Annotated in this window: 37 protein-coding genes; 2 read left to right on the top strand and 35 right to left on the bottom strand. The window is 69.0% G+C overall.

Going from position 1 to position 23811, the window contains the following annotated elements:
* Nucleotides 1–43 precede the first annotated feature (43 nt).
* A complete protein-coding gene (locus LCH29_RS00465; protein ID WP_446459640.1) occupies nt 44–2128 on the top strand; it encodes a glycosyltransferase in 2085 nt (694 codons plus the stop codon).
* 100 nt (nt 2129–2228) lie between these two features.
* Nucleotides 2229–2834, top strand: a complete 606-nt coding sequence (locus LCH29_RS00460) for a hypothetical protein (protein ID WP_446459639.1) — start codon at nt 2229–2231, stop codon at nt 2832–2834.
* Between the two features lie 33 nt (nt 2835–2867).
* Here the strand turns inward: LCH29_RS00460 and LCH29_RS00455 are convergent, their stop codons facing one another.
* From LCH29_RS00455 to rplD, 35 genes are all read right to left on the bottom strand, one after another.
* Nucleotides 2868–4103, bottom strand: coding sequence for a PP2C family protein-serine/threonine phosphatase (locus tag LCH29_RS00455; RefSeq protein ID WP_446459638.1), 1236 nt, complete (start codon nt 4101–4103; stop codon nt 2868–2870).
* Nucleotides 4100–5125: a SpoIIE family protein phosphatase gene (locus LCH29_RS00450; RefSeq protein ID WP_446459637.1), complete on the bottom strand. Its 1026-nt coding sequence runs from the start codon at nt 5123–5125 to the stop codon at nt 4100–4102. The genes LCH29_RS00455 and LCH29_RS00450 overlap by 4 nt, the downstream gene beginning before the upstream one ends.
* The gene (locus tag LCH29_RS00445) at nt 5122–5607 is read right to left on the bottom strand and encodes an ATP-binding protein (protein ID WP_446459636.1); all 486 of its coding nucleotides are present in this window, start codon (nt 5605–5607) and stop codon (nt 5122–5124) included. Before LCH29_RS00445 ends, LCH29_RS00450 begins: the two co-directional genes overlap by 4 nt.
* Entirely contained in the window at nt 5591–6004 is a 414-nt protein-coding gene (locus LCH29_RS00440) for an STAS domain-containing protein (RefSeq protein WP_446459635.1), read from the bottom strand. The genes LCH29_RS00445 and LCH29_RS00440 overlap by 17 nt, the downstream gene beginning before the upstream one ends.
* Nucleotides 6001–6879 carry an STAS domain-containing protein gene (locus LCH29_RS00435; RefSeq protein WP_446459634.1) on the bottom strand — a complete coding sequence of 293 codons (879 nt, stop codon included), beginning with the start codon at nt 6877–6879 and terminating at the stop codon, nt 6001–6003. The genes LCH29_RS00440 and LCH29_RS00435 overlap by 4 nt, the downstream gene beginning before the upstream one ends.
* Nucleotides 6880–7012: 133 nt before the next feature.
* Nucleotides 7013–7864 (bottom strand): tRNA pseudouridine(38-40) synthase TruA, encoded by an 852-nt coding sequence (gene truA, locus LCH29_RS00430; RefSeq protein ID WP_446459633.1) that lies wholly within the window; start codon nt 7862–7864, stop codon nt 7013–7015.
* Between the two features lie 86 nt (nt 7865–7950).
* The gene (rplQ, locus tag LCH29_RS00425) at nt 7951–8460 is read right to left on the bottom strand and encodes a 50S ribosomal protein L17 (RefSeq protein ID WP_446459632.1); all 510 of its coding nucleotides are present in this window, start codon (nt 8458–8460) and stop codon (nt 7951–7953) included.
* A gap of 79 nt (nt 8461–8539) precedes the next feature.
* Nucleotides 8540–9562 (bottom strand): DNA-directed RNA polymerase subunit alpha, encoded by a 1023-nt coding sequence (locus LCH29_RS00420; RefSeq protein WP_009715858.1) that lies wholly within the window; start codon nt 9560–9562, stop codon nt 8540–8542.
* Nucleotides 9563–9668: 106 nt separating this feature from the next.
* On the bottom strand, nt 9669–10295 hold the full coding sequence (gene rpsD, locus LCH29_RS00415) for a 30S ribosomal protein S4 (RefSeq protein WP_123108476.1): 627 nt from the start codon (nt 10293–10295) through the stop codon (nt 9669–9671).
* Between the two features lie 30 nt (nt 10296–10325).
* The gene (rpsK, locus tag LCH29_RS00410) at nt 10326–10730 is read right to left on the bottom strand and encodes a 30S ribosomal protein S11 (protein WP_009715860.1); all 405 of its coding nucleotides are present in this window, start codon (nt 10728–10730) and stop codon (nt 10326–10328) included.
* 66 nt (nt 10731–10796) lie between these two features.
* The gene (rpsM, locus tag LCH29_RS00405) at nt 10797–11177 is read right to left on the bottom strand and encodes a 30S ribosomal protein S13 (protein ID WP_009715861.1); all 381 of its coding nucleotides are present in this window, start codon (nt 11175–11177) and stop codon (nt 10797–10799) included.
* A gap of 200 nt (nt 11178–11377) precedes the next feature.
* The gene (rpmJ, locus tag LCH29_RS00400) at nt 11378–11491 is read right to left on the bottom strand and encodes a 50S ribosomal protein L36 (RefSeq protein ID WP_003956441.1); all 114 of its coding nucleotides are present in this window, start codon (nt 11489–11491) and stop codon (nt 11378–11380) included.
* 27 nt (nt 11492–11518) lie between these two features.
* Nucleotides 11519–11740 (bottom strand): translation initiation factor IF-1, encoded by a 222-nt coding sequence (gene infA / locus LCH29_RS00395; protein WP_003956442.1) that lies wholly within the window; start codon nt 11738–11740, stop codon nt 11519–11521.
* Nucleotides 11741–11905: 165 nt separating this feature from the next.
* The gene (gene map, locus LCH29_RS00390; RefSeq protein ID WP_446459631.1) at nt 11906–12742 is read right to left on the bottom strand and encodes a type I methionyl aminopeptidase; all 837 of its coding nucleotides are present in this window, start codon (nt 12740–12742) and stop codon (nt 11906–11908) included.
* 121 nt (nt 12743–12863) lie between these two features.
* Entirely contained in the window at nt 12864–13520 is a 657-nt protein-coding gene (locus tag LCH29_RS00385; protein WP_446459630.1) for an adenylate kinase, read from the bottom strand.
* On the bottom strand, nt 13520–14833 hold the full coding sequence (secY, locus tag LCH29_RS00380) for a preprotein translocase subunit SecY (RefSeq protein ID WP_446459629.1): 1314 nt from the start codon (nt 14831–14833) through the stop codon (nt 13520–13522). Before secY ends, LCH29_RS00385 begins: the two co-directional genes overlap by 1 nt.
* A gap of 206 nt (nt 14834–15039) precedes the next feature.
* The gene (gene rplO, locus LCH29_RS00375; RefSeq protein ID WP_059148967.1) at nt 15040–15495 is read right to left on the bottom strand and encodes a 50S ribosomal protein L15; all 456 of its coding nucleotides are present in this window, start codon (nt 15493–15495) and stop codon (nt 15040–15042) included.
* A gap of 1 nt (nt 15496) precedes the next feature.
* Nucleotides 15497–15679, bottom strand: a complete 183-nt coding sequence (gene rpmD / locus LCH29_RS00370) for a 50S ribosomal protein L30 (RefSeq protein ID WP_009715866.1) — start codon at nt 15677–15679, stop codon at nt 15497–15499.
* A gap of 2 nt (nt 15680–15681) precedes the next feature.
* Complete coding sequence (gene rpsE / locus LCH29_RS00365) at nt 15682–16287, bottom strand: 30S ribosomal protein S5 (RefSeq protein WP_020869250.1); 606 nt, start codon at nt 16285–16287, stop codon at nt 15682–15684.
* Nucleotides 16288–16330: 43 nt separating this feature from the next.
* Entirely contained in the window at nt 16331–16714 is a 384-nt protein-coding gene (gene rplR / locus LCH29_RS00360; RefSeq protein ID WP_009715868.1) for a 50S ribosomal protein L18, read from the bottom strand.
* A gap of 3 nt (nt 16715–16717) precedes the next feature.
* Complete coding sequence (gene rplF / locus LCH29_RS00355; RefSeq protein ID WP_009715869.1) at nt 16718–17257, bottom strand: 50S ribosomal protein L6; 540 nt, start codon at nt 17255–17257, stop codon at nt 16718–16720.
* A gap of 20 nt (nt 17258–17277) precedes the next feature.
* Complete coding sequence (gene rpsH, locus LCH29_RS00350; protein WP_123108479.1) at nt 17278–17676, bottom strand: 30S ribosomal protein S8; 399 nt, start codon at nt 17674–17676, stop codon at nt 17278–17280.
* A gap of 262 nt (nt 17677–17938) precedes the next feature.
* Nucleotides 17939–18124, bottom strand: coding sequence for a type Z 30S ribosomal protein S14 (locus LCH29_RS00345; protein WP_003948630.1), 186 nt, complete (start codon nt 18122–18124; stop codon nt 17939–17941).
* A gap of 3 nt (nt 18125–18127) precedes the next feature.
* Nucleotides 18128–18688, bottom strand: coding sequence for a 50S ribosomal protein L5 (gene rplE, locus LCH29_RS00340; RefSeq protein WP_123108480.1), 561 nt, complete (start codon nt 18686–18688; stop codon nt 18128–18130).
* A complete protein-coding gene (rplX, locus tag LCH29_RS00335) occupies nt 18688–19011 on the bottom strand; it encodes a 50S ribosomal protein L24 (RefSeq protein WP_123108481.1) in 324 nt (107 codons plus the stop codon). The genes rplE and rplX overlap by 1 nt, the downstream gene beginning before the upstream one ends.
* Nucleotides 19012–19014: 3 nt before the next feature.
* The gene (gene rplN / locus LCH29_RS00330; RefSeq protein WP_003992364.1) at nt 19015–19383 is read right to left on the bottom strand and encodes a 50S ribosomal protein L14; all 369 of its coding nucleotides are present in this window, start codon (nt 19381–19383) and stop codon (nt 19015–19017) included.
* 106 nt (nt 19384–19489) lie between these two features.
* Nucleotides 19490–19777, bottom strand: a complete 288-nt coding sequence (gene rpsQ, locus LCH29_RS00325; RefSeq protein ID WP_055556095.1) for a 30S ribosomal protein S17 — start codon at nt 19775–19777, stop codon at nt 19490–19492.
* Nucleotides 19777–20001, bottom strand: a complete 225-nt coding sequence (gene rpmC, locus LCH29_RS00320; protein WP_009715874.1) for a 50S ribosomal protein L29 — start codon at nt 19999–20001, stop codon at nt 19777–19779. Before rpmC ends, rpsQ begins: the two co-directional genes overlap by 1 nt.
* On the bottom strand, nt 20001–20420 hold the full coding sequence (gene rplP / locus LCH29_RS00315; RefSeq protein ID WP_009715875.1) for a 50S ribosomal protein L16: 420 nt from the start codon (nt 20418–20420) through the stop codon (nt 20001–20003). Before rplP ends, rpmC begins: the two co-directional genes overlap by 1 nt.
* 5 nt (nt 20421–20425) lie before the next feature.
* Complete coding sequence (rpsC, locus tag LCH29_RS00310) at nt 20426–21265, bottom strand: 30S ribosomal protein S3 (protein WP_446459628.1); 840 nt, start codon at nt 21263–21265, stop codon at nt 20426–20428.
* Entirely contained in the window at nt 21265–21612 is a 348-nt protein-coding gene (gene rplV, locus LCH29_RS00305) for a 50S ribosomal protein L22 (RefSeq protein WP_044571671.1), read from the bottom strand. Before rplV ends, rpsC begins: the two co-directional genes overlap by 1 nt.
* Nucleotides 21613–21652: 40 nt before the next feature.
* Nucleotides 21653–21934: a 30S ribosomal protein S19 gene (gene rpsS, locus LCH29_RS00300; RefSeq protein WP_030016988.1), complete on the bottom strand. Its 282-nt coding sequence runs from the start codon at nt 21932–21934 to the stop codon at nt 21653–21655.
* Between the two features lie 12 nt (nt 21935–21946).
* Nucleotides 21947–22783 carry a 50S ribosomal protein L2 gene (rplB, locus tag LCH29_RS00295; RefSeq protein ID WP_009715879.1) on the bottom strand — a complete coding sequence of 279 codons (837 nt, stop codon included), beginning with the start codon at nt 22781–22783 and terminating at the stop codon, nt 21947–21949.
* Between the two features lie 47 nt (nt 22784–22830).
* Complete coding sequence (rplW, locus tag LCH29_RS00290) at nt 22831–23157, bottom strand: 50S ribosomal protein L23 (protein WP_009715880.1); 327 nt, start codon at nt 23155–23157, stop codon at nt 22831–22833.
* The gene (rplD, locus tag LCH29_RS00285) at nt 23157–23810 is read right to left on the bottom strand and encodes a 50S ribosomal protein L4 (RefSeq protein ID WP_398325028.1); all 654 of its coding nucleotides are present in this window, start codon (nt 23808–23810) and stop codon (nt 23157–23159) included. The genes rplW and rplD overlap by 1 nt, the downstream gene beginning before the upstream one ends.
* Nucleotide 23811 lies beyond the last annotated feature (1 nt).

The following is a 23811-nucleotide window of genomic DNA, read 5'->3' as shown; positions in this document are numbered from 1 at the left end:
AGGGCACGTCGCGGCAGACCCAGAGGGCCGCGCGTACATCACCATGAAGATCGCTTTTCTGCTGCACAACGCCTATGGGATCGGCGGCACCATCCGGTCGACGTTCAATCTGGCCGGGGCGCTCGCCGCCCGCCACCGCGTGGAGATCGTCTCCCTGATACGCACCATCGACACCCCGGGCCTCCCCCTCCCCCGGGGCGTGCGGGTCAGACCGCTGATCGACCAACGCCCGGACGCCCCGCGCGAGTCCGGCGACCTCGGCAACCCGCTGCTGAAGCAGCCCAGCGCCCACGTCCCGGCCGCGGAGTCCAAAGGCACCGTCAACTTCAACGCGCTCACCGACCAGCGCCTCGCCGCCTACCTGGCCGACACCGACGCCGACGTCGTCATCGCCACCCGCCCCGGGCTGGTGATCTGCCTCGCCGCGCTCGGGCAGGAGGGCCGCTATCTGCGGATCGGCCAGGAGCACCGGCTGTACGAAACCCACCGCGCCGAGATCCGCACCGCCTGCGACGCCGCCCTCGCCCGGCTCGACGCCAACACCTCCGTCTCCGAGGCCGACGCGCGGACCCACCGCGACCGCCTGCCCGGCGTCTCCACCCTGCTGACCGGGCTGCCCAACTGCGTGCCCGCCACCGGCATCCAGCCCTCCGACGGCAACGCCAAACTGGTCGTGGCCGCCGGCCGGCTCATCCCGGTCAAGCGCTACGACCTGCTGGTCAGCGCCTGGGCCACGGTCGCCGCCAAACACCCCGACTGGCACCTGCGGATCTACGGCCGCGGCCCCCAGGCGCCCGCCCTCCGCCGCCAGATCGACGAACTCGGGCTCGCCGGGCACATCACGATGATGGGCGCCCACTCCCCCATCGAGACCGAATGGGCCAAGGGCGCCATCGCCGCCGTCACCTCCCGCGAGGAGTCGTTCGGCATGACGATCGTCGAGGCGATGCACTGCGGGGTGCCCGTCGTCGCCACCGACTGCCCGCACGGGCCCGGCGAGATCATCACCGACGGCCACGACGGGATGCTGGTCCCCGTCGGCGACGCCGACGGCATCGCCAAGGGACTGCTCACCCTCATCGAGGACGACGCGCTGCGCCGCTCCATGGGCGAGGCGGCGCGGGTCGCGGCGCAGCGGTACGCACCGGCGCGCCTGGCCACCGCGTACGAGGAACTCTTCGCCGAACTCTTCGCCCGGCGCGGCCAGTCGCCCCGGACCGGCCCCCGGCCCGCCTCCGCTGCCCGCGCCTTCGGCTCCCACGCCGGACGTCCGGCCGTGCCCCGGAAGACCTTCAAGAGCGTGGTCAAGCAGCTGATCCGCAAGCCCCTGCGCCCGGTCGCCTCCTGCCGCGTCGACGCCGACGGCACCATGGCCGTGCTGGTCGAGCCCGCGGGCGTCCACGGCACCGGCCTCGCCCTGACCCTCACTCACCGCGGTGGCCGGGGCACCCCGGCCCGGGTGCCGCTGCGGCCCCCCGCCGCCCCGGGCGCGCCGTGGACCGCGACGCTGGACCGCCGCGCGATCGACCTCGCCGAGGGCCGCTGGGACGTGCACGTGGTGCGCTCCTCGGACGGGGTGCGCCGCCGGGTGATGTGCCGGTTCGCCGAGGGGCGCGGGCTGGTGGGTCTCGATCCGCTGCCCGGCTCCCCGTTCGCCTGGTGGATCCCGTACCCCACCGTCGACGGCTATCTCGCGCTGCGCGCCTGGCGCCGCCCGGCCCACGCCGAGGCCCGGGTGATCCGCGCCGAGGCCGACGGGCTCGTCGTCGAGGGCACCCTGCACGGCGCCCGCTTCGCCGCCGACGCCGCCCCGAGCGTGCTCGCCACCCCGCGCGGCGCGGCGCTCCCGTTCACCGCGGGCGTCACCGCGCTGGACGCGACCCGGTTCCGCTTCACCGTTCCGTACGAGCGGATCCACGCGGCGCGCGGCGGCCAGAAGGGCACCGCGGGCTGGGACCTGACCCTCCGCAAGGCGCCCGACTCCACCGCCGCGATCCGCATCGGCCGGGTCATCGGGGACATCCTCGACCGCCACAAGACCGACCTCCACCCGGTCACTCACGGTGTCCGCCCCTGCCTCGGCAAATCCGGGGACCTGGCCATTACCTGTGCACCACACGAAAATTGAGGGCGGGGGTGACGCGTGCGCCGCGTTTGGCTCTGGCCAGCGCGGTAACACTGGGTGATGTCAAGCCTCGAGCGAGGAAATCTCTGCGGAAGGCAATCCGATGTCAGTCACGCTCATCATCCTGGTAGCGGCGCTGGTGGCCATGGTGGCGCTGGTGTTCGCGCGGCCCGTGCGGCAGAGCAGCCGCGACGGCCTCATCAGCCGGTTCGGCCCCGAGTACGACCGGGCCGTCGCACGGCACGGCGGCGACGCCAAGGCGGCGCAGTGGGAGCTCAGCGAGCGGCTGCGACGCTACGGCGAACTGTCGATACGGGCGCTGACGCCGGAGTCCCGGGAGCAGTACGCGGCCCGCTGGTCGGGTATCCAGGAGCGGTTCGTCGAGTCCCCCGCGCTCTCGGTGCGGGAGGCCGACCGGCTGCTCAGCGCGCTGGCGGTCGAGCGCGGCTATCCGGCCGAGTCCCCGGAGCAGCTGCTGGAGGCGCTGTCCGTCCGGCACGCCCAGGCGGTCGGCGGCTACCGGCAGCTGCACACCGAGGCGGAGCAGGCCCGCGCGGGCCATGTCGACACGGACCGGCTGCGGGAGGCGCTGCTCGGCGCCCACACCCTCTTCGAGGAGCTGGTCCGGGCACAGCCGCACGACCGGGCGCTGTGGCGACGGCGGCAACGGCAGCGGCACCACCGGCCGGCGATCCTGCGGTCCTCCTAGGGACCGTCAGGACCTTCAGGTCCCTCAGGACCTTCAGGACCGGACCCGGACGGCCAGCGCGAGCGTGTCGTCCGGGTGAAGGATCACGGTGTGCATATCGTCCGCGATGGCGCCGGGGATCTCCTCGATCGGGGCGTGCAGATGCTCGTACGCGGCCTCGATCAGACGCTTCTCGCCCTCCACGGGGTCCCGACGGCTCTCGGTGAGCCCGTCGGTGTAGAGGAGCAGGAGATCGCCCGGCGCCATCTTCTCGGTCAGCAGCCGGTCGCTCCCGGGCATCGGGAAGCCGATCCCGCGGCCGCGCGCCTCCAGATAGCGCGCCGTGCCGTCACCGCGCGTCAGCAGCGCGGGCGGATGGCTGCCGTTGGCCACCCACAGCTCACCGGTGGCCGGGTCGATCCGGGCCAGCAGGACGGTCGCCATCACGCTGCGGTCGAACGGCAGCAGGATCTCGTCGGTGCGGGCGACGATCGACTGGAGGTGGTGGCCCTCCAGCGCGAGGGTGCGCACCGCGTGGGTGACATTGAGCGCGCCACGGGTACTGGTCACCCCGTGGCCGAGCGCGTCCACGACCGTGATGTGGACCGTGCCGTCGGGCAGCACGAACCAGTCGTACAGGTCACCGCCGGTGGGCGCGTCGGTGCCCGCGGGCGCGTAGTGGACGGCGAGTTCGAGACCGTCGACCTCCAGGGGCGCCGGACGCAGCGCGTCCTCCAGCTCGCGCAGGGTCTGGCCGTGCGCCTTGCGCAACTGCGCGTCGCGCTCGTCGAGCTGGACGTACAGGGCGAGCACGCCGCTGTTGGTCTCGGCGAGTTCGTCCTTGAGGCGGCGGTGTTCGGCGGTGAGCGCGTCGGCGCGGGCCACCACGGCGCGCAGCTCCTCCGTCACCAGCGCCGCGTCGTCCGGCGCCGGCCCGTCGGCCGGGGCGTCGGGTGCCGGGGCGGCCGGGAGCCGCCACACGACCTCCCGTTCCGTCACCGCGTCGGCGGGCAGCGGGAGCCCGGCCGCGGTCTCGGCGGACGGCAGGGCCACGGGGGCGTCTAAACCGAGCGCCAGCGTCAGCAGCCCGGACCGGTCCTCGTCCTCGCACTGGAACGTCCAGCTCAGCGAGGTGTGTCCGGCCGCGCTCAGGGCCGGTTCCGCAACGGCAGCGACGGACAGCACGAGCCGTCCGCGCACGCCGGGATCCAGGGCGTGGTCGCGGGCGATGCGGCGCACGGCCCGGCTGAGCCCGTCCGCCGTGTCGCAGCCGATGGTCCGGGTGGTCATGGGTGCCTCTGTGGGGGCCTGGCCGTGAGAACCGTGGCATCGTCGCGGATGCGGCGATGGCCATGGGCGAGTGCGGCGGACAACAGGGGTGGCGGGAGTCGGAGCAGGAACGGCGACGGATCGCGCGCCCATCCGGCGTCGATGCCGTCGCTGTGGAGCACCGCGGTGACGCCCGGCGGCAGCGGGAAGCGGTGGACGTGCGGGGCGGGCATGGACCAGCCGACGACGCCGGGCTGCCCGGTGAGCCGGGACTGGACGCCCTGGTGGGTCAGGGTCAGCACCCGGACGTTGCCGATGCCGCAGTACTCGGCGTGATCGTCGTGGAGGCGCAGCACCCCGGCCGCGGCCCCGCGGGTCTGCCGCAGGGCGCGGTGCATGGCGGTCACCAGCTCGCACAGCGGCCGCCCGGGGTCGGCGTCGAAGACGCGCAGCGCGAGACCGGCCGCCTCCGCGGCCTGGGTCCCGTGACCCAGCCCGTCGAGGACGACGGCGGTGCGGGTGGCGCCGGTGTCGGCGACGGCGCACGCGTCGCCGCATTCCTCCTCCCCGGCGACGGCCAGGCACACCGAGCCCACGCCCTGGAGCGCGGCGCCCCGGTCGCCGGGCGGGGCGAGCCGGGCGCAGGCCCAGGTGCCGACCTCGGCACCGGCCCCCGTACCCGTGCGGATGGCGAAGTGGGTGGCGAGCCGGGTCACCGCGCCGAGCCCCACGCCGAGGGTTCCGGCGGTGGTGTAGCCGTCGGTGAGGCAGCGTTCCAGCTCGGCCATGCCGGGGCCGCGGTCGGCGGCCAGGATCTCCATGCCCTCGCCGAGCGGCACGGGCTGGATGTAGAGGGTGCCGTCGCTGGCGTGCTTGTCCAGGTTGGTGGCCAGCTCCGACGCGACCACGGCCGCCTGCTCGGGCAGCGCGCCGGGCAGCCCGCACTCCCGCGCCGTACGCCGCGCGGTCTCGGCCGCCAGGTGGACCGCGCTGTGATGGTCGATCCGTACCTGGGCGGTGGGGGTCACCGTCGTACGGATCACCGGACCGTCCACCGGGTGGCGACCACGACCGTGCCCTGCCCCGCGCCGGTGTGCACCGTGAACTCGTCCATCAGCCGACGCGCCCCGCCCAGCCCGTGGCCGAGCCCCGCGCCGGTGGTGAAGCCGTCGGTGAGCGCCGTGTCGAGGTCCTCGATGCCGGGCCCGTCGTCCTTGACGATCAGCCGCAGCCCGCGCCCGGCGGGGCCGCGGACCTGCTCGATCGTCAGGGTGCCGCCCCCGCCGTGGACATAGGCGTTACGGGCCAGCTCGCTCGCCGCCGTGACCACCCGGGTCTGGTCGACGATCCCGAACCCGACCTCGACGGTGGCCGCACGCACCGCGTGCCGCACCGCCAGCAGGTCCTCCTCGGTACGGACCTGATGGGTGACCTGACGGGTCACGGGCGCGCCCGCCTCGCCGTCGCCCGCGCGGGGCGCCGGCTTCGGCCGGGAAGCGACGGCGGACTCACCGGGCAGCGCCACGTCGGGACCCTCCCAGGGGTTCCTGGGCCTGCCGCCACCCCAGCGCGGCCAAGCCCTGTTCCGGGTTGAGTGCGGTCTCCACACCGACCAGTTCGATCCCCAGCTCGACCAGGGTGATCGCCACCGGGGGCCGCATGCCCGCCACGATCACCCGGGCGCCCAGCAGCCGGGACACCGTGGTCAGCTCCATCAGGGTGCGCGCCACGAAGGAGTCGATGATCTCCAGTCGGGAGATGTCGATGAGCACCCCCCGCGCCCCCTCGGCGGAGATGCGGGCCGTCAGCTCCTCGGTGAAGGCGATGGCGGCGCGGTCGTCCAGCTCGTTGAGCAGTCCCGTGACCAGGACGTCGCCCAGCCGCAGGATCGGCACGCCCACCGGGCGGGGTCCTCCGCTCACCGGCTTTCCCCCGCGTCCCCGCCCGGGCCCGGACCGTCGATCAGCTTGATCGCGGCGGCCAGCGCGTCGGCCAGCGTCGCCCGCGTGAGGATGGTGGACAGGTCGATGCCGAGCTGGGCGATGGTCTGTGCGATGGACGGCCGGATGCCGCTGATCACGCAGTCCGCGCCCATCAGCCGCACCGCGTTGACGGTCTGCATGAGGTGCTGGGCGACGGCGGTGTCCACCGTCGAGACGCCCGTGATGTCGATGATCGCGACCAGCGCCTCATGGTCCTGTATCGCCTGGAGCAGGTTCTCCATCACGATCTGGGTCCGCGCCGTGTCCAGGGTGCCGATCAGCGGCACCGCCAGCACCTGCTTCCACAGCCGCACCACCGGCGTGGACAGCTCCATCAGCTGCTGGCTCTGCCGCCGGATGATCTCCTCGCGGCCCTCCACGTACGTCTCGAAGGACAGCGCCCCGGCCACATCGAGCAGCCGGTTGATGAAGACCGCCGTGGCGAACAGCTCCTCGGCGTCCCGGGTCTCCCGCTGTACGGCCTTCAGCAGTGCCTCCTTGAGCGCCAGCACCGCCAGCGACGTCGCGGTCGGCGTGGCCCCTGCCTGGGCCCGGCGCATGGACAGTCCCACGACCGCCTGGTGCAGCCCCGGGTGGGAGGTGACGACCCGGTCCGCCGGGACATCGCTCTCCAGCCCCGGGACCAGCGCGTCGATCAACGAGTCGGCCTCCTCGCGGAGTTCGGCCTCACTGATGTCGGTGCCGAGCAGCGCCTGCTCCAGCTGGAGCGCGACCCAGCGGTCGGCGATCTCCTCGTCGCGCTCTTGCAGAGCCCTCGTCAGCTGCTCACGTACGGCGGCCTCACTGGTACTCACGCGGTTTACGTCCCTTCCCGGTCGGCCACCCGGTCTCTGCGGCGCAAATGGTAGCGATCTCCTGTGCTCCGGCTCCAGACACAGATGCGCGCAATCGTGTACCCGCTGATCGCGCACACACACCCGGCGCAGGTCAGCAGCACCCCGCACCGGGAAGTGAACGCTTGTTGCGGGCCTCCTTGTTCCGGGCCGCGAGCAACTCGTCGGCCGGGTAGCCGACCTCTTCGAGGGTCAGACCGTGGGGGCGTACGACATGGACCGCCGAATCCCGCACCCCCGCCGCCAGCACCTTCCCCGGCCAGTCCACCGGGCGGTGGCCGTCGCCGGTGAACAGCAGCGCGCCGACCAGCGAGCGGACCATGTTGTGGCAGAAGGCGTCGGCCCGCACCGTCGCCGTGATCACCCCGTCCGCGCCGCGCTCCCAGCTCAGCTTCTGGAGGGTGCGGATGGTGGTGGCGCCGTCCCGCCGCTTGCAGTACGCGGCGAAGTCGTGCTCGCCGAGCAGCGGCGCCGAGGCCGCGTTCATGGCGTCCACGTCCAGCGGCCAGTCGTGCCAGAGCACATGGCCGCGCAGCAGCGGATCGACCCCGCCCGGGTGGTCCACCACCCGGTAGGCGTACCGCCGCCAGATGGCCGAGAAGCGCGCGTTGAAACCGGGCGGCGCCTCCGCCACGCGCCACACCCGTACGTCGTGCGGCAGCCGCCCCGCCAGCCGACGCAGCAGCTTGTCCCGGTGCTCGGCCCAGAGCTCCTCCGGCAGGTCGACGTGCGCGACCTGCCCGCGGGCGTGCACCCCGGCGTCGGTGCGGCCCGCGACCGTCAGCTCATGGGTCTCCGACGACCGGGTCACCGTGCGCAGGGCGCTCTCCAGCTCGCCCTGGACGGTGCGCCGCTCGCGCTGCTTGGCCCAGCCCGAGAAGTCCTTGCCGTCGTAGCTCAGATCCAGCCGGACCCGTACGAAACCGGGTGCCGCCTCGTCACTCACGCAACCGTTCCTCTCCACGCAGGACGCGGAACGGGCCCGCACCCAGAATCTGGGAGCGGGCCCGTCCGTCGAACAAGCCTCGGACGTCAGGCGTCCTTGGACTCCTCCGGAGCCTCGGTGGCCTCGGCCTCGGCGGCCTCGTCCTTCTTGAGGTCCGCGACGGCCTGGTCGCCGGCGGCGTCCTTGGCGGTGCGCTTGGTGGCGGCCTCGGCCTCGCCGACCGCCTCCTGCTGCACGGTCAGGGCCTCGACCAGCTCGATGACCGCCATCGGGGCGTTGTCGCCACGACGGTTGCCGATCTTGGTGATGCGGGTGTAGCCACCCGGCCGGTTCTCGTAGCGCGGCGCGATCTCGGTGAAGAGAGTGTGCACGACGCTCTTGTCCCGGACGGTCTGGAGCACCAGACGGCGGTTGTGAAGGTCGCCCTTCTTCGCCTTGGTGACCAGCTTCTCCGCGACCGGGCGCAGGCGGCGGGCCTTCGCCTCGGTGGTGGTGATCCGGCCGTGCTCGAACAGCGCGGTGGCGAGGTTCGCCAGCAGGAGCCGCTCGTGCGCAGCGCTGCCGCCCAGACGGGCGCCCTTGGTGGGCTTCGGCATGGTGTATCTCCTAGATGTCTGCACCGGCCGTATCAGGTACCGGTGTCAGTTACCGACGAGCGTGCGCCCGCCGGAGGTCTCAGTACTGCTCGGTCTCCACGAAACCGGCGTCCGCGTCGTCGTCCGCGCCGAAGGCGTCCGCGGCGGCGGTCGGGTCGAATCCGGGCGGGCTGTCCTTGAGCGCGAGGCCCATACCGGCCAGCTTCGCCTTGACCTCGTCGATCGACTTGGCGCCGAAGTTGCGGATGTCGAGCAGGTCCGCCTCGGAGCGCGCGACGAGCTCGCCCACGGAGTGGATGCCCTCACGCTTGAGGCAGTTGTACGACCGAACGGTGAGTTCGAGCTCCTCGATCGGCAGCGCCAGATCGGCGGCCAGGGCGGCGTCCGTCGGGGACGGGCCCATGTCGATGCCCTCGGCGTCCACGTTCAGCTCGCGGGCCAGGCCGAACAGCTCGACCAGGGTCTTACCGGCCGACGCCATGGCGTCGCGCGGGCGCATGGCCTGCTTGGTCTCGACGTCGACGATCAGCTTGTCGAAGTCGGTGCGCTGCTCGACACGGGTCGCCTCGACCTTGTAGGTGACCTTGAGGACCGGCGAGTAGATCGAGTCGACCGGGATCCGGCCGATCTCCTGGCCGACCTGCTTGTTCTGGACGGCGGAGACGTAGCCGCGACCGCGCTCGACGGTCAGCTCCATCTCCAGCTTGCCCTTGCCGTTCAGCGTGGCCAGGACCAGGTCCGGGTTGTGCACCTCGACACCGGCCGGCGGGGCGATGTCGGCGGCGGTGACCAGACCCGGGCCCTGCTTGCGCAGGTACATCACGACCGGCTCGTCGTGCTCCGAGGAGACGACCAGCTGCTTGATGTTGAGGATCAGGTCGGTGACGTCCTCCTTGACGCCCGGCACGGTGGTGAACTCGTGCAGGACCCCGTCGATCCGGATGGACGTGACCGCCGCACCGGGAATCGAGGAGAGGAGCGTACGACGCAGGGAGTTTCCGAGGGTGTAGCCGAAGCCCGGCTCCAGCGGCTCGATCACGAACCGGGAGCGGAACTCGTCGACGACCTCTTCGGTCAACGAGGGACGCTGAGCGATCAGCATGGGGTTTTCCTCCAGTCTCCGGCGCCCGCTATTTGACGCCGAACCCTTCTATGGTACGGGCGGTACGTGCCATACGGCGCCGTACCGCCCGTATCGTCACCCTCTACTACTTGGAGTAGAGCTCGACGATGAGCTGCTCCTGCACCTGGGTGTCGATCACCTGGCGCTCGGGCATCGAGTGCACGAGGATCCGCAGCTGCGACGGAATGGCCTCCAGCCACGCCGGCACGGTGCGCTCGCCCGCCTCGGCCACGGCCACCTGGAAGGGGGTCATGGTCCGGGACTTCTGGCGGACCTCGATGATGTCGTTCACGGAGACACGAGCCGACGGAATGTCGGTCTTGACACCGTTCACGGTGAAGTGTCCGTGGCGGACCAGCTGGCGGGCGTGGTCCCGGGACTTGGCGAAGCCCGCCCGGTAGACCACGTTGTCCAGCCGCGTCTCGAGGATGCGAAGAAGGTTCTCACCGGTCTTGCCGGTCTTCTTGTTCGCCTCCGCGTAGTAGCCACGGAACTGCTTCTCAAGGACGCCGTAGATGCGGGTCGCCTTCTGCTTCTCCCGAAGCTGAAGGAGGTACTCGCTGTCCTTGGTGCGCCCGCGACCGTGCTCACCCGGGGGGTAAGGACGGATCTCAATCGGGCACTTTGCGCTCTCGCACTTGCTCCCCTTGAGGAAGAGCTTCTGCTTTTCCCGACGGCAACGCTTGCAGTCGGCCCCGGTGTAACGCGCCATTTTCTAGTTGTCTCCTACTTCAGCAGCGGGTCAGACGCGCCGGCGCTTGGGCGGGCGGCATCCGTTGTGCGGAGTCGGAGTGACGTCCTGGATCGAGCCCACCTCCAGGCCGGTGGCCTGGAGCGAGCGGATCGCGGTCTCACGGCCGGAGCCCGGACCCTTGACGAACACGTCGACCTTGCGCATGCCGTGCTCCTGCGCGCGGCGGGCGGCCGACTCGGCGGCCATCTGCGCGGCGAACGGAGTGGACTTGCGCGAGCCCTTGAAGCCGACGTGGCCGGCCGAGGCCCAAGAAATCACGTTCCCGGTGGGGTCCGTGATCGAAACGATGGTGTTGTTGAACGTGCTCTTGATGTGAGCGTGCCCGTGGGCGACGTTCTTCTTCTCCTTGCGGCGCACCTTCTTGGCGCCGGCCGTCCTGCTCTTCGGAGGCATTCCTGAATTCTCCCGTGGAGGTGGTCGGTCCTACAGCTCGGACCGCTTGGCAGCGTCCGGTGCGGACTACTTCTTGCCCGGCTTCTTCTTACCGGCGATCGCGCGACGCGGGCCCTTGCGGGTGCGGGCGTTGGTGCTGGTGCGCTGGCCGTGGACCGGCAGGCCGCGGCGGTGACGCAGGCCCTGGTAGCAGCCGATCTCCACCTTGCGGCGGATGTCGGCCTGAATCTCACGACGGAGGTCACCCTCGGTCTTGATGTTGTTGTCCACGTACTCGCGGATCTTGACCAGGTCCTCTTCGGCCAGGTCGCGAACGCGGGTGTCCGGGTTCACACCGGTGTTGGCGAGCGTCTGCTGGGCAAGGGTGCGACCGATGCCGAAGACGTAGGTGAGGGCGACCTCGACGCGCTTTTCGCGCGGGAGATCAACGCCTGCAAGGCGTGCCATGAATCTGGCTCCAGATGGTTGTCGGAGGTCTTCCACAGCACCTCTCCCGGCCGGGCGGGCCGGGTCCCCGGCCTCCGACCGGGGGTGTCGTCCCCACCGGCGCGGAAGCCGTGTCGGGAACGGGTGACTGCGTATGTACGTATAGTTATGCGTCGCGCGAAGATTGCTGCGAGAGGTGCAGGTCTATCGGCCGGCGTGCGTCAGCCCTGGCGCTGCTTGTGGCGCAGGTTGTCGCAGATGACCATGACCCGGCCGTGGCGGCGGATCACCTTGCACTTGTCGCAGATCTTCTTGACGCTCGGCTTGACCTTCATGGTGTGAGGTTCTCCGGGTCGTGAGATCTACTTGTAGCGGTAGACGATCCGTCCGCGCGTGAGGTCGTACGGAGAGAGCTCCACGACAACTCGGTCATCGGGCAGGATGCGGATGTAGTGCATGCGCATCTTGCCGCTGATGTGCGCGAGGACCTTGTGACCGTTCTGAAGCTCCACCTTGAACATCGCGTTCGGCAGAGACTCGATCACGGTGCCCTCGATTTCGATGGCGCCTTGCTTCTTGGCCATGTCCTGCTTTCGGGATCGGCTACCTTGATCGGCTCGCGACATGCGGGAGGGCATGCGTGAGCCGACGTGTCAGTCTACGTCAGGGCATCCCGAAACACGAATCCGGGGCAGCATGCCCGGATTCCGCGGTGTTTATGCCAAACAAGATCACGGAGGGCGACGGGATCAGGCCAGCGGGTCCGGCGCGGTCTCCACGCCCAGCTCGGCCAGCTTCGCCTTGCCGCCGTCCACCGCCGTCAGCACCAGCGGGCCCTCCTCGGTCAGCGCGACCGAGTGCTCCCAGTGGCTGGACCAGGTGCCGTCGTCCGTCTTGACGGTCCAGTCGTCGGCGAGGACGTGCGTCTTCGCGGTGCCGAGGCTCACCATCGGCTCGATCGCGATGCAGAAGCCGGGCACCAGCTTCGGGCCCTTGCCGCGCTTGCGGGAGACGTAGTTCAGCAGGTGCGGGTCCATGTGCATCTGGCTGCCGATGCCGTGGCCGCCGTAGTCCTCGATGATCCCGTACTTGCCGGAGGCCGGACGCGGCTGGCGCCGGATGTAGCCCTCGATCGCCCTGGAGATGTCGATCAGCCGGCTGCCCTTGCGGACCGCGGCGATCCCGGCCCACATCGACTCCTCGGTCACCCGGCTCAGCTCGTGCAGCTCCGGAGCGTGGCCCTCGCCGACGAAGACGGTGAAGGCGGCGTCCCCGTGCCAGCCGTCGATGATCGCGCCCGCGTCGATGGACAGGAGGTCGCCGTCCTTCAGCACGGTCTCCCGGTCCGGGATGCCGTGCACCACGATGTCGTTCACCGAGGTGCAGATGGTCGCGGGGAAGCCGCCGTAGCCCAGGAAGTTCGACTTGGCACCGTGGTCGGCGATCACCTTGCGGGCGACGTCGTCCAGGTCCTTGGTGGAGGCACCGGGCACCGCGGCCGCGCGGGTCGCCTCGTGGATGGCGGCGACGACCAGCCCCGCCTCGCGCATCTTCGCGATCTGCTCGGCTGTCTTGATCTCCACCATGGGGTGCCTTCCGGGGTCAGTCTCTGGTGCTGCGGTCGTCGTGCCGTGACGTATCTGCTCAACAGTACGGCCGTGGCGCCCCGGAGGGGCACCACGGCCGGTATTCCGGTCCTCGCGGCTCTCAGGCCGCCTTGGCGGCCAGAGCCCCCATCGCGCGCTGTGTCACCTCGGACACCTTGCCGAGCGCCGGGATCGTCACGACCTGGCCCTTGGCCTTGTAGTAGTCGATGATCGGCTCGGTCTCGCGGTGGTAGACCTCGAGGCGCTTGCGGACGGTTTCCTCGCTGTCGTCCTCGCGCTGGTACAGCTCGCCGCCGCACACGTCGCACACGCCCTCGGTCTCGGGCTTCTTGTACTCGACGTGGAAGGTGTGCGCGCTGTCGTTGCGGCAGGTGCGGCGGCCGGCGATGCGCTTGACCACCTCGTCCTCCGGGACCTCCAGGTCCAGCACCGCGTCCAGCGACAGGTCGTTGGCCCGCAGGAAGGCGTCCAGCGCCTCGGCCTGGGCCAGGTTGCGCGGGAAGCCGTCGAGCAGGAAGCCGCCCGCGGCGTCCGGCTGGCGCATCCGGTCCTCGGCCATGCCGACCGTGACCTCGTCCGGTACCAGTTGCCCGGCCCTCATGTACTCCTGCGCCTGCTTGCCGAGCGGTGTGCCCTGGCTGATGTTCGCGCGGAAGAGGTCGCCCGTGGAGATGTGCGGGATCGACAGGTTCTCGGCCAGGTACGCGGCCTGCGTACCCTTGCCGGCTCCAGGAGGCCCGACGAGGACGATTCGCATCAGCGGAGGAACCCTTCGTAGTGTCGCTGCTGAAGCTGGCTCTCGATCTGCTTCACGGTCTCCAGGCCGACACCCACGATGATGAGGATGCTCGTGCCGCCGAACGGGAAGTTCTGATTCGCGTTGAGCGTCACGAGCGCCACCGTGGGCACCAGGGCGATCAGACCCAGATAGAGCGCACCGGGCCACGTGATGCGGTTCAGCACGTAGCTCAGATACTCAGCAGTGGGACGACCAGCCCGAATACCCGGGATGAACCCACCATACTTCTTCATGTTGTCGGCAACTTCTTCGGGGTTGAAGCTGATGGCGACGTAGAAGAACGCGAAGAAGACGATCAGCAGGAAGTACGCGGTGATGTAGATCGGGTGGTCGCCCTTGACCAGGTTCTGCGAGATCCAGTTCGCCCAGCCCGCCTTGGACTGGCTGAACTGGACGATCAGCGCGGGAATGTAGAGCAGGGACGAGGCGAAGATCACGGGGATCACACCCGCCTGGTTCACCTTCATCGGGATGTAGGTGGACGTACCGCCGTAGCTGCGACGGCCGATCATCCGCTTGGCGTACTGCACCGGGATGCGGCGCTGCGCCTGCTCGACGAAGACCACCAGGCCGACCATGGCCAGACCGCAGACGATCACCAGGCCGAACTCCAGCCAGCCGTCCATGATCTTGCCCTGCTGCTTGATGCTCCACATGGCGCTGGGGAAACCGGCGGCGATCGAGACGAACATCAGGATCGACATGCCGTTGCCGATGCCGCGGTCGGTGACGAGCTCACCGAGCCACATGATCAGCGCGGTGCCGGCGGTCATCGTGATGACCATCACGGCGGTGGTGAAGATCGAATCGTCCCGGACGATCTGACTGCCGACCGGGCAGCTCTGGAACAGCGAACCGCTGCGCGCGGTGGCGACCAGGCCCGTGCCCTGGAGAATCGCCAGCGCGACGGTCAGGTATCGGGTGTACTGCGTGATCTTCGCCTGCCCGGTCTGGCCCTCCTTCTTGAGGGCCTCGAGACGCGGGATCACCACGGTCAGCAGCTGAAGGATGATGCTCGCCGTGATGTACGGCATGATCCCGAGCGCGAAGATGGTGATCTGGAGCAGTGCGCCACCACTGAACATGTTGACCAGGCCGAACAGCCCCTGCTGACCCTTGGCCAAGTCCATGCACGTCTGGACGTTCTTATAGTCGATGCCCGGGATCGGGACGTGTTGCCCGAGCCGGAACAGCACGATGATGCCCAGCGTGAACAGCAGCTTCTTGCGCAGGTCGGGCGTCTTGAACGCCCGGGCGAACGCGGTGAGCACGGTGCCTCCTGCGCCCCCCGCGGTTCGTTGCGCGAGAGGTGACGGTCTTGAGGATCGACGAATACTTATCAGCCAGGACCCGTACGGAGACGTACCGCACGGAAGGTAACAGCGCCTGCCACCTTACCGGCGTCCTGGCTCCCCTAGGAACGACCAACCGGGGATGCCCCGTATCTGGGGCATCCCCGGCCAGTTTCGCACGTTGCTCAGACGAGCTCGGTGACAGTGCCGCCGGCGGCGGTGATCTTCTCCTTGGCGGAACCGGAGACGGCGTCGACCGTCACCTGGAGCGCCACGGAGACCTCACCGGAGCCCAGCACCTTGACGAGCTGGTTCTTGCGCACCGCACCCTTGGCGACCAGGTCGGCCACCGTGACCTCGCCACCCTGCGGGTAGAGCGCGGCCAGCTTGTCCAGGTTCACGACCTGGTACTCGGTGCGGAAGGGGTTCTTGAAGCCCTTCAGCTTCGGGAGCCGCATGTGGAGGGGCATCTGCCCACCCTCGAAGCGCTCCGGAACCTGGTAACGGGCCTTGGTGCCCTTGGTACCACGACCAGCGGTCTTACCCTTGGACGCCTCACCACGACCGACACGGGTCTTGGCGGTCTTGGCGCCCGGGGCGGGCCGGAGGTTGTGGACCTTCAGCGGGTTGTTCTCCGCCATGTCAGTCGACCTCCTCGACCGTCACGAGGTGCCGCACGGTGGTCGCCATGCCGCGGAACTCGGGGCGGTCCTCCTTGACAACCACGTCGCCGAGCTTCTTCAGCCCGAGCGAACGCAGGGTGTCGCGGTGGTTCTGCTTGCTGCCGATGTACGACTTCGTCTGCGTGATCTTCAGGCGGGCCATGCTCACACACCCACCCCGGCACGCGCCCGCAGCAGAGCGGCGGGGGCGACGTCCTCGAGCGGCAGACCACGACGGGCGGCGATCTCCTCGGGGCGCTGAAGGCCCCGCAGAGCGGCCACCGTGGCGTGCACGATGTTGATCGGGTTCGACGAGCCGAGCGACTTGCTCAGCACGTCGTGGATGCCCGCGCACTCCAGCACGGCGCGCACCGGGCCACCGGCGATCACACCGGTACCGGGGGACGCCGGCTTGAGCAGGACGACACCCGCGGCCTCCTCACCCTGGATCGGGTGCGGGATGGTGCCGGCGATCCGGGGGACCTTGAAGAAGTGCTTCTTGGCCTCCTCCACGCCCTTGGCGATCGCGGCCGGCACCTCCTTGGCCTTGCCGTAACCGACACCCACGGTGCCGTCACCGTCGCCCACCACGACCAGCGCGGTGAAGCTGAAGCGACGACCACCCTTCACAACCTTGGCGACGCGGTTGATCGCGACAACACGCTCGACGTAAGCGGTCTTCTCGGCAGCTGCGCCGCCGTCCCGCCGGTCCTTCCGGTCCCGCCGCTCGCCGCCACCGGCGCCGCCACCGCGGCGCTGGGGTCCAGCCATTGGATTTACCTCTCTCGTTTCCGCTTTGCGTTGGAACCGGGGCCTAGAACTGCAGCCCGGCCTCACGGGCAGCGTCCGCCAGAGCGGCGATCCGCCCCGCGTACCTGTTGCCGCCGCGGTCGAACACGACCGCCTCGACGCCCGCGGCCTTCGCCCGCTCGGCGACCAGGGCGCCGACCTGCTTGGCCTGAGCGCTCTTGTCACCCTCGGCGCCACGGATGGAGGTGTCCAGGGTCGACGCCGAGGCCACCGTGTGGCCCGCGATGTCGTCGATGACCTGGGCCACCATGTGACGGTTGGACCGCGTCACGACGAGGCGGGGGCGCTCCGGCGTACCGGAGACCCGCTTGCGGACGCGGATGTGACGGCGCTTGACGGCCGCGGCCTTGCGCGCGTCGCCCTTAGCGATCTTCACACCGTATGTCATGGCTTACTTACCAGCCTTTCCGACCTTGCGGCGGATGACCTCGCCCGCGTACTTGACGCCCTTGGCCTTGTACGGGTCCGGGCGGCGCAGCTTGCGGATGTTCGCGGCGACCTCGCCGACCTTCTGCTTGTCGATGCCCTCGACGCTCAGCTTGGTCGGGGATTCCACCTTGAAGGAGATGCCCTCGGGGGCCTCCACCAGGATCGGGTGGCTGTAGCCCAGCGAGAACTCCAGGTTGGAGCCCTTCGCCAGGACGCGGTAACCGACACCGCTGATCTCGAGCGCCTTGCTGTATCCCTGGGTCACGCCGGTGATCATGTTCGCCACCAGCGTGCGGGACAGGCCGTGGAGGGCCTTGTTCTGACGCTCGTCGTTCGGGCGGGTGACAACGAGCGTGTTGTCCTCACCCTTGGCGACATCGATCGGCGCGGCGACGGTGTGCGAGAGAGAGCCCTTGGGGCCCTTCACGGCGACCGTGCGGCCATCGATGGTGACGTCCACACCAGCGGGAACCTGGATGGGCAGCTTGCCAATACGCGACATGTTGCTTCCTCCGTTCCCTGTTACCAGACGTAGGCGAGGACTTCCCCACCCACGCCCTTCTTGCCGGCCTGCTTGTCGGTGAGGAGCCCGTACGACGTGGAGATGATCGCCACGCCCAGGCCGCCGAGCACCTTCGGCAGGTTGGTGGACTTTGCGTAGACCCGCAGGCCCGGCTTCGAAATCCGCTTGATGCCGGCGATCGAGCGCTCACGGTTCGGGCCGAACTTCAGCTCGAGGGTGAGGTTCTTGCCGACCTCGGCGTCCTCGACCTTCCAGCCGGTGATGTAGCCCTCCTGCTGGAGGATCTCCGCGATGTGCGACTTGATCTTGCTGTGGGGCATCACGACGGAGTCGTGGTACGCCGAGTTCGCGTTTCGCAGACGCGTCAGCATGTCTGCGATCGGATCGGTCATGGTCATGATGGCCTTCGGCCTCTCTCGCCGGGGTTTCCTGTATGCGCCATCCCTCTCACCCAACTCACGGTGGGCACGGGTGCGGCACGGGGACCTACGGCGTAGTAAGAATTCTGGGCGGCGAGCGCCCAACCCTTCCACTCTACGGGAGTGAGCGGGCGGGCCTCGCCATCCATTGCTTACCGAGAGCCCGGTTACCAGCCCTGAATTCCATCTTTCGCCCGCCAGGGCGCCCTTTGAGGGCGGTGGTGGGAGACGGGAGGGCTGGTTACCAGGAGCTCTTGGTCACGCCCGGCAGCTCGCCACGGTGAGCCATCTCACGAAGGCACACGCGGCACAGGCCGAACTTGCGGTACACGGAGTGCGGACGGCCGCAGCGCTGGCAGCGGGTGTAGCCGCGCACGCCGAACTTCGGCTTGCGGGCGGCCTTCGCAATGAGAGCCTTCTTCGCCACGGCTCACGCCTCCTTGAACGGGAAGCCGAGGTGACGCAGCAGGGCCCGGCCCTCTTCGTCGTTGGTCGCCGTGGTCACCACGGTGATGTCCATACCCCGGACACGGTCGATCTTGTCCTGGTCGATCTCGTGGAACATGACCTGCTCCGTGAGACCGAAGGTGTAGTTGCCCCGGCCGTCGAACTGCTTCGGCGACAGACCGCGGAAGTCGCGGATGCGCGGCAGCGCGAGCGACACCAGGCGGTCCAGGAACTCCCACATGCGGTCACCGCGGAGGGTGACGTGGGCGCCGATCGGCTGGCCCTCACGCAGCTTGAACTGCGCGATGGACTTGCGGGCCTTGGTGACGGCCGGCTTCTGGCCGGTGATCGTGGTGAGGTCGCGGATGGCGCCCTCGATCAGCTTGGAGTCGCGGGCGGCGTCGCCCACACCCATGTTGACCACGACCTTGGTGAGGCCCGGGATCTGCATGACGTTCCCGTACGAGAACTGCTCCTGCAGCTTGCCCTGGATCTCTTCGCGGTAGCGCGTCTTGAGACGCGGTGCACTGGTGGTGGCAGTCATCAGATGTCCTCACCGGTCCGCTTGGCAACGCGGATCTTGCTGCCGTCGTCGTCGAAGCGGAACCCGACGCGGGTGACGACCTTCTTGCCGTCCTTCTCCACGACGAGCTGAACGTTGCTCACGTGGATCGGGGCCTCGGTCGTCACGATGCCGCCGGTCTTCGAACCACGAGCGGTCTGTCCGGCCTTGGTGTGCTTCTTGACCCGGTTGACACCCTCGACCAGGACGCGGTCCTCGCGGGGGAAGGCCGCGATGACCTTGCCCTGCTTGCCCTTGTCCTTACCGGTGATGACCTGGACCAGGTCGCCCTTCTTGATCTTCATCGGTTACAGCACCTCCGGCGCGAGCGAGATGATCTTCATGAACTTCTTCTCGCGCAGCTCACGGCCCACCGGGCCGAAGATACGGGTGCCGCGGGGGTCGCCATCGTTCTTGAGGATGACGGCCGCGTTCTCGTCGAAGCGGATGTACGAACCGTCCGGGCGGCGGCGCTCCTTCACGGTGCGCACGATGACCGCCTTGATGACGTCACCCTTCTTCACGTTGCCACCGGGGATCGCGTCCTTCACGGTGGCGACGATGACGTCACCAATGCCCGCGTAGCGGCGACCGGAGCCACCGAGAACACGGATGCAAAGGATCTCCTTCGCTCCCGTGTTGTCGGCGACGCGCAGTCGCGACTCCTGCTGGATCACGTCTATCTCCTGATCGTCTGCCGGTTCCCGGCAGGGGCTCGGAACCTAGGTTGCGAGCCCCTGCCAAGCCTGGCGGAACTGTCCTGCGGACTGCTGTCCGCAGGAATTACTTGGCCTTCTCGAGGATCTCGACGACGCGCCAGCGCTTGGTCGCGGACAGCGGCCGGGTCTCCATCAGGAGGACACGGTCGCCCACACCCGCGGCGTTCTGCTCGTCGTGCGCCTTGAGCTTGTTGGTACGGCGGATGACCTTGCCGTACAGCGCGTGCTTGACGCGGTCCTCGACGGCGACGACGACGGTCTTGTCCATCTTGTCGCTGACGACCAGACCCTCACGGGTCTTGCGGAAGCCGCGGCTCTGCGTTGCGTTCTCAGTCACATTCGTCTCGCTCATCAGGCGCTCTCCACCGTCTCGATGCCGAGCTCGCGCTCCCGCATCAGGGTGTAGATCCGGGCGATGTCCTTGCGGACGGCCTTCAGCCGGCCGTGGTTCTCGAGCTGTCCGGTCGCCGCCTGGAAACGGAGGTTGAACAGCTCTTCCTTGGCCTCACGCAGCTTGCCAACGAGGTCCTCGTTGTTCAGCTCACGCAGCTCGGACGCCTTGGTACCGGCCGCCATCACGACTCACCTGCCTCGCGCCGCACGATCCGGCACTTCATCGGGAGCTTGTGAGCAGCGCGGGTGAGCGCCTCACGCGCAGTCTTCTCGTTCGGGTAGGACAGCTCGAACATCACCCGACCGGGCTTGACGTTCGCGACCCACCACTCCGGCGAACCCTTACCGGAACCCATGCGGGTCTCGGCGGGCTTCTTCGTCAGCGGACGGTCCGGGTAGATGTTGATCCAGACCTTGCCGCCACGCTTGATGTGGCGGGTCATCGCGATACGAGCGGCCTCGATCTGACGGTTCGTGACGTACGCCGGGGTGACGGCCTGGATGCCGTACTCGCCGAACGCCAGCTCCGTGCCGCCCTTGGCCATGCCGGACCGCTTGGGGTGGTGCTGCTTGCGGTGCTTGACCCTGCGAGGGATCAGCATGTCGGTCAGGCCTCCGTTCCGCTGCTTGTAGAAGACGCGGCCTCAGCAGCCGGAGCAGCGGCAGCGGCCTCGGCCTTGGGGGCCTCGGCAGCGGCGTTCTGCTGCTGCGGCTTACGGCCACGGCCGCCACGCTCGCCACCACGGCGCTGCGGGCGGTCGCTGCCGCGCGACGGGCGGTTGCCGGCGCGGGCGGCGGCGTTCTCGGCGCGGACCTCGGCGATGTTCTTGACGTCGCCCTTGTAGATCCACACCTTGACGCCGATGCGGCCGAAGGTGGTCTTGGCCTCGAAGAAGCCGTAGTCGACGTTCGCGCGGAGCGTGTGCAGGGGCACGCGGCCCTCGCGGTAGAACTCCGAGCGGGACATCTCGGCGCCGCCGAGACGGCCACCACACTGGATCTTGATGCCCTTGGCACCGGCCTTCATCGAGCTCTGCATCGACTTGCGCATCGCACGACGGAAGGAGACGCGGGAGGACAGCTGCTCGGCGACGGCCTGGGCCACCAGCTGAGCGTCCACCTCGGGGTTCTTGACCTCGAGGATGTTCAGCTGCACCTGCTTGCCGGTGAGCTTCTCCAGCTCGCCGCGGATACGGTCGGCCTCCGCGCCGCGGCGGCCGATGACGATGCCCGGCCGGGCGGTGTGGATGTCGACGCGGACGCGGTCACGGGTGCGCTCGATCTCCACCTTGGAGATACCGGCGCGCTCCATGCCCTTCGTCATCATCCGACGGATGGCGACGTCTTCCTTGACGTAGTCCTTGTACAGCTTGTCGGCGTACCACCGCGACTTGAAGTCGGTGGTGATGCCGAGCCGGAACCCGTGCGGGTTAACCTTCTGGCCCATTACCGGGTTCCTTCCTTGCTGCTGACGACCACGGTGATGTGGCTGGTCCGCTTGCGGATCCGGTAGGCGCGGCCCTGGGCGCGCGGACGGAAACGCTTCAGGGTCGGGCCCTCGTCGACATAGGCCTCGGAGATGACGAGGCTGTCGGCGTCGGTGTGGTCGTAGTTGTGCGCGGCGTTGGCGATGGCGCTGTCCAGCACCTTGCCGACCGGCACGCTCGCGGCCTGCGGGGCGAAACGCAGGACCGCCTGAGCCTCCGTGGCGTTCATGCCACGGATGAGGTCCACCACGCGGCGGGCCTTCATGGGCGTGACGCGGATGTACCGCGCCTGGGCCCTGGCTTCCATGGTTGTCCCTTCGGTGTCTGTCATGAGTCTCTTCCGCCGATCAGCGACGACGCGACTTGCGGTCGTCCTTCTCGTGGCCGCGGAAGGTGCGGGTCGGCGCGAACTCGCCGAGCTTGTGGCCGACCATCGACTCGGTGACGAACACCGGGACGTGCTTGCGGCCGTCGTGCACCGCGATCGTGTGGCCGAGCATGGCCGGGACGATCATCGAGCGGCGGGACCAGGTCTTGATGACGTTCTTGGTGCCGGCTTCGTTCTGCGTGTCCACCTTCTTGCTCAGGTGGTCGTCGACGAAGGGCCCCTTCTTGAGACTGCGCGGCATCTGAACCCGCTCCTAGCGCTTCTTGTTCGTCTTGCGGCGGCGGACGATGTACTTGTTGCTGGCCTTCTTCGGCGAGCGCGTACGGCCCTCCTTCTGACCCCACGGCGAGACCGGGTGGCGACCACCGGAAGTCTTGCCTTCACCACCACCGTGCGGGTGGTCGACGGGGTTCATGACCACACCACGAACGGTCGGGCGGACGCCCTTCCAGCGCATGCGGCCGGCCTTGCCCCAGTTGATGTTCGACTGCTCGGCGTTGCCGACCTCGCCGACGGTGGCGCGGCAGCGGACGTCGACCAGGCGGATCTCACCGGACGGCATACGAAGGTGGGCCATGGAGCCCTCCTTCGCCAGCAGCTGCACCGAGGCACCCGCGGAGCGGGCGAACTTCGCGCCGCCGCCGGGCCGCAGCTCGATGGCGTGCAGCGTGGTACCGACGGGGATGTTGCGCAGCGACAGGTTGTTGCCGGGCTTGATGTCGGCGCCGGGGCCGTTCTCGATCCGGTCGCCCTGCTTCAGGCCACGCGGCGCGAGGATGTAGCGCTTCTCGCCGTCCACGTAGTGGAGCAGCGCGATGCGCGCGGTGCGGTTCGGGTCGTACTCGATGTGCGCGACCTTCGCCGGGACGCCGTCCTTGTCATGACGGCGGAAGTCGATGACGCGGTACGCACGCTTGTGACCGCCACCCTGGTGGCGGACCGTGATGCGACCGGCGTTGTTACGACCGCCCTTGCTGTGCAGCGGGCGGACCAGCGACTTCTCCGGCGTGGACCGCGTGATCTCGACGAAGTCGGCGACGCTGGAGCCACGACGCCCCGGGGTCGTCGGCTTGTACTTGCGGATACCCATTTCTCAGTCCTCGGAATATTCCGGACTTCTGGACGTTCCGGCCTCCGTCAGGAGGTCGGGCCGCCGAAGATGTCGATACGGTCGCCCTCGGCAAGGGTCACGATGGCGCGCTTGGTGTCCTTGCGCTTGCCGTAACCGGTGCGGGTGCGCTTGCGCTTGCCCTGCCGGTTGATCGTGTTGACCCCGGTGACCTTGACCGAGAAGACCGCCTCGACGGCCTGCTTGATCTGGGTCTTGTTCGCGCGCGGGTCGACGATGAACGTGTACTTGTTCTCGTCCAGCAGCGCGTAGCTCTTCTCCGAGACCACCGGCTTGACGAGAACGTCGCGGGGGTCCGTGAAGGTCTTGCTGGTGACAGCGGTCGCCTCACTCATCAGGCGGCGCTCCCTTCGGTCTTCTCAGCGGCCTTGGGACCAGCCACGAAGGACTCGAAGGCGGCCTTGGTGAAGACCACGTCATCGGAGACGAGCACGTCGTACGTGTTCAGCTGGCCCGGCTCCAGGATGTGCACCTGGGGCAGGTTGCGGGCGGACAGCCACGCGGCCTCGTCGCTCCGCTCGGCTACCAGCAGCACGTGCTTGCGCTGGCTGATCTTGCCCAGCAGGGCCTTCGCGGCCTTGGTGGAGATGTCGCCCTCGACCACGCCGGTCACGACGTGAACGCGGCTGTGGCGCGCCCGGTCCGAGAGGGCCCCGCGCAGCGCGGCGGCCTTCATCTTCTTCGGGGTCCGCTGGCTGTAGTCACGCGGCACGGGACCGTGCACGACGCCACCACCGGCGAACTGCGGCGCGCGGGTCGAACCCTGACGGGCGCGACCGGTGCCCTTCTGGCGGTACGGCTTCTTGCCACCGCCGCGGACCTCGCCACGGGTCTTGGTCTTGTGCGTGCCCTGACGGGCAGCGGCCAGCTGTGCGACGACGACCTGGTGGATCAGCGGAACGCTGACCTGCGCGTCGAAGATCTCCGTGGGGAGCTCGACGGTCCCGGCCTTGTCGCCTGCCGGCGAAAGGATGTCAATGGTGCTCATC

The organism is Streptomyces sp. BRA346 (genome assembly GCF_052851135.1).
This window is presented reverse-complemented; position numbering and strand designations above follow the sequence as displayed.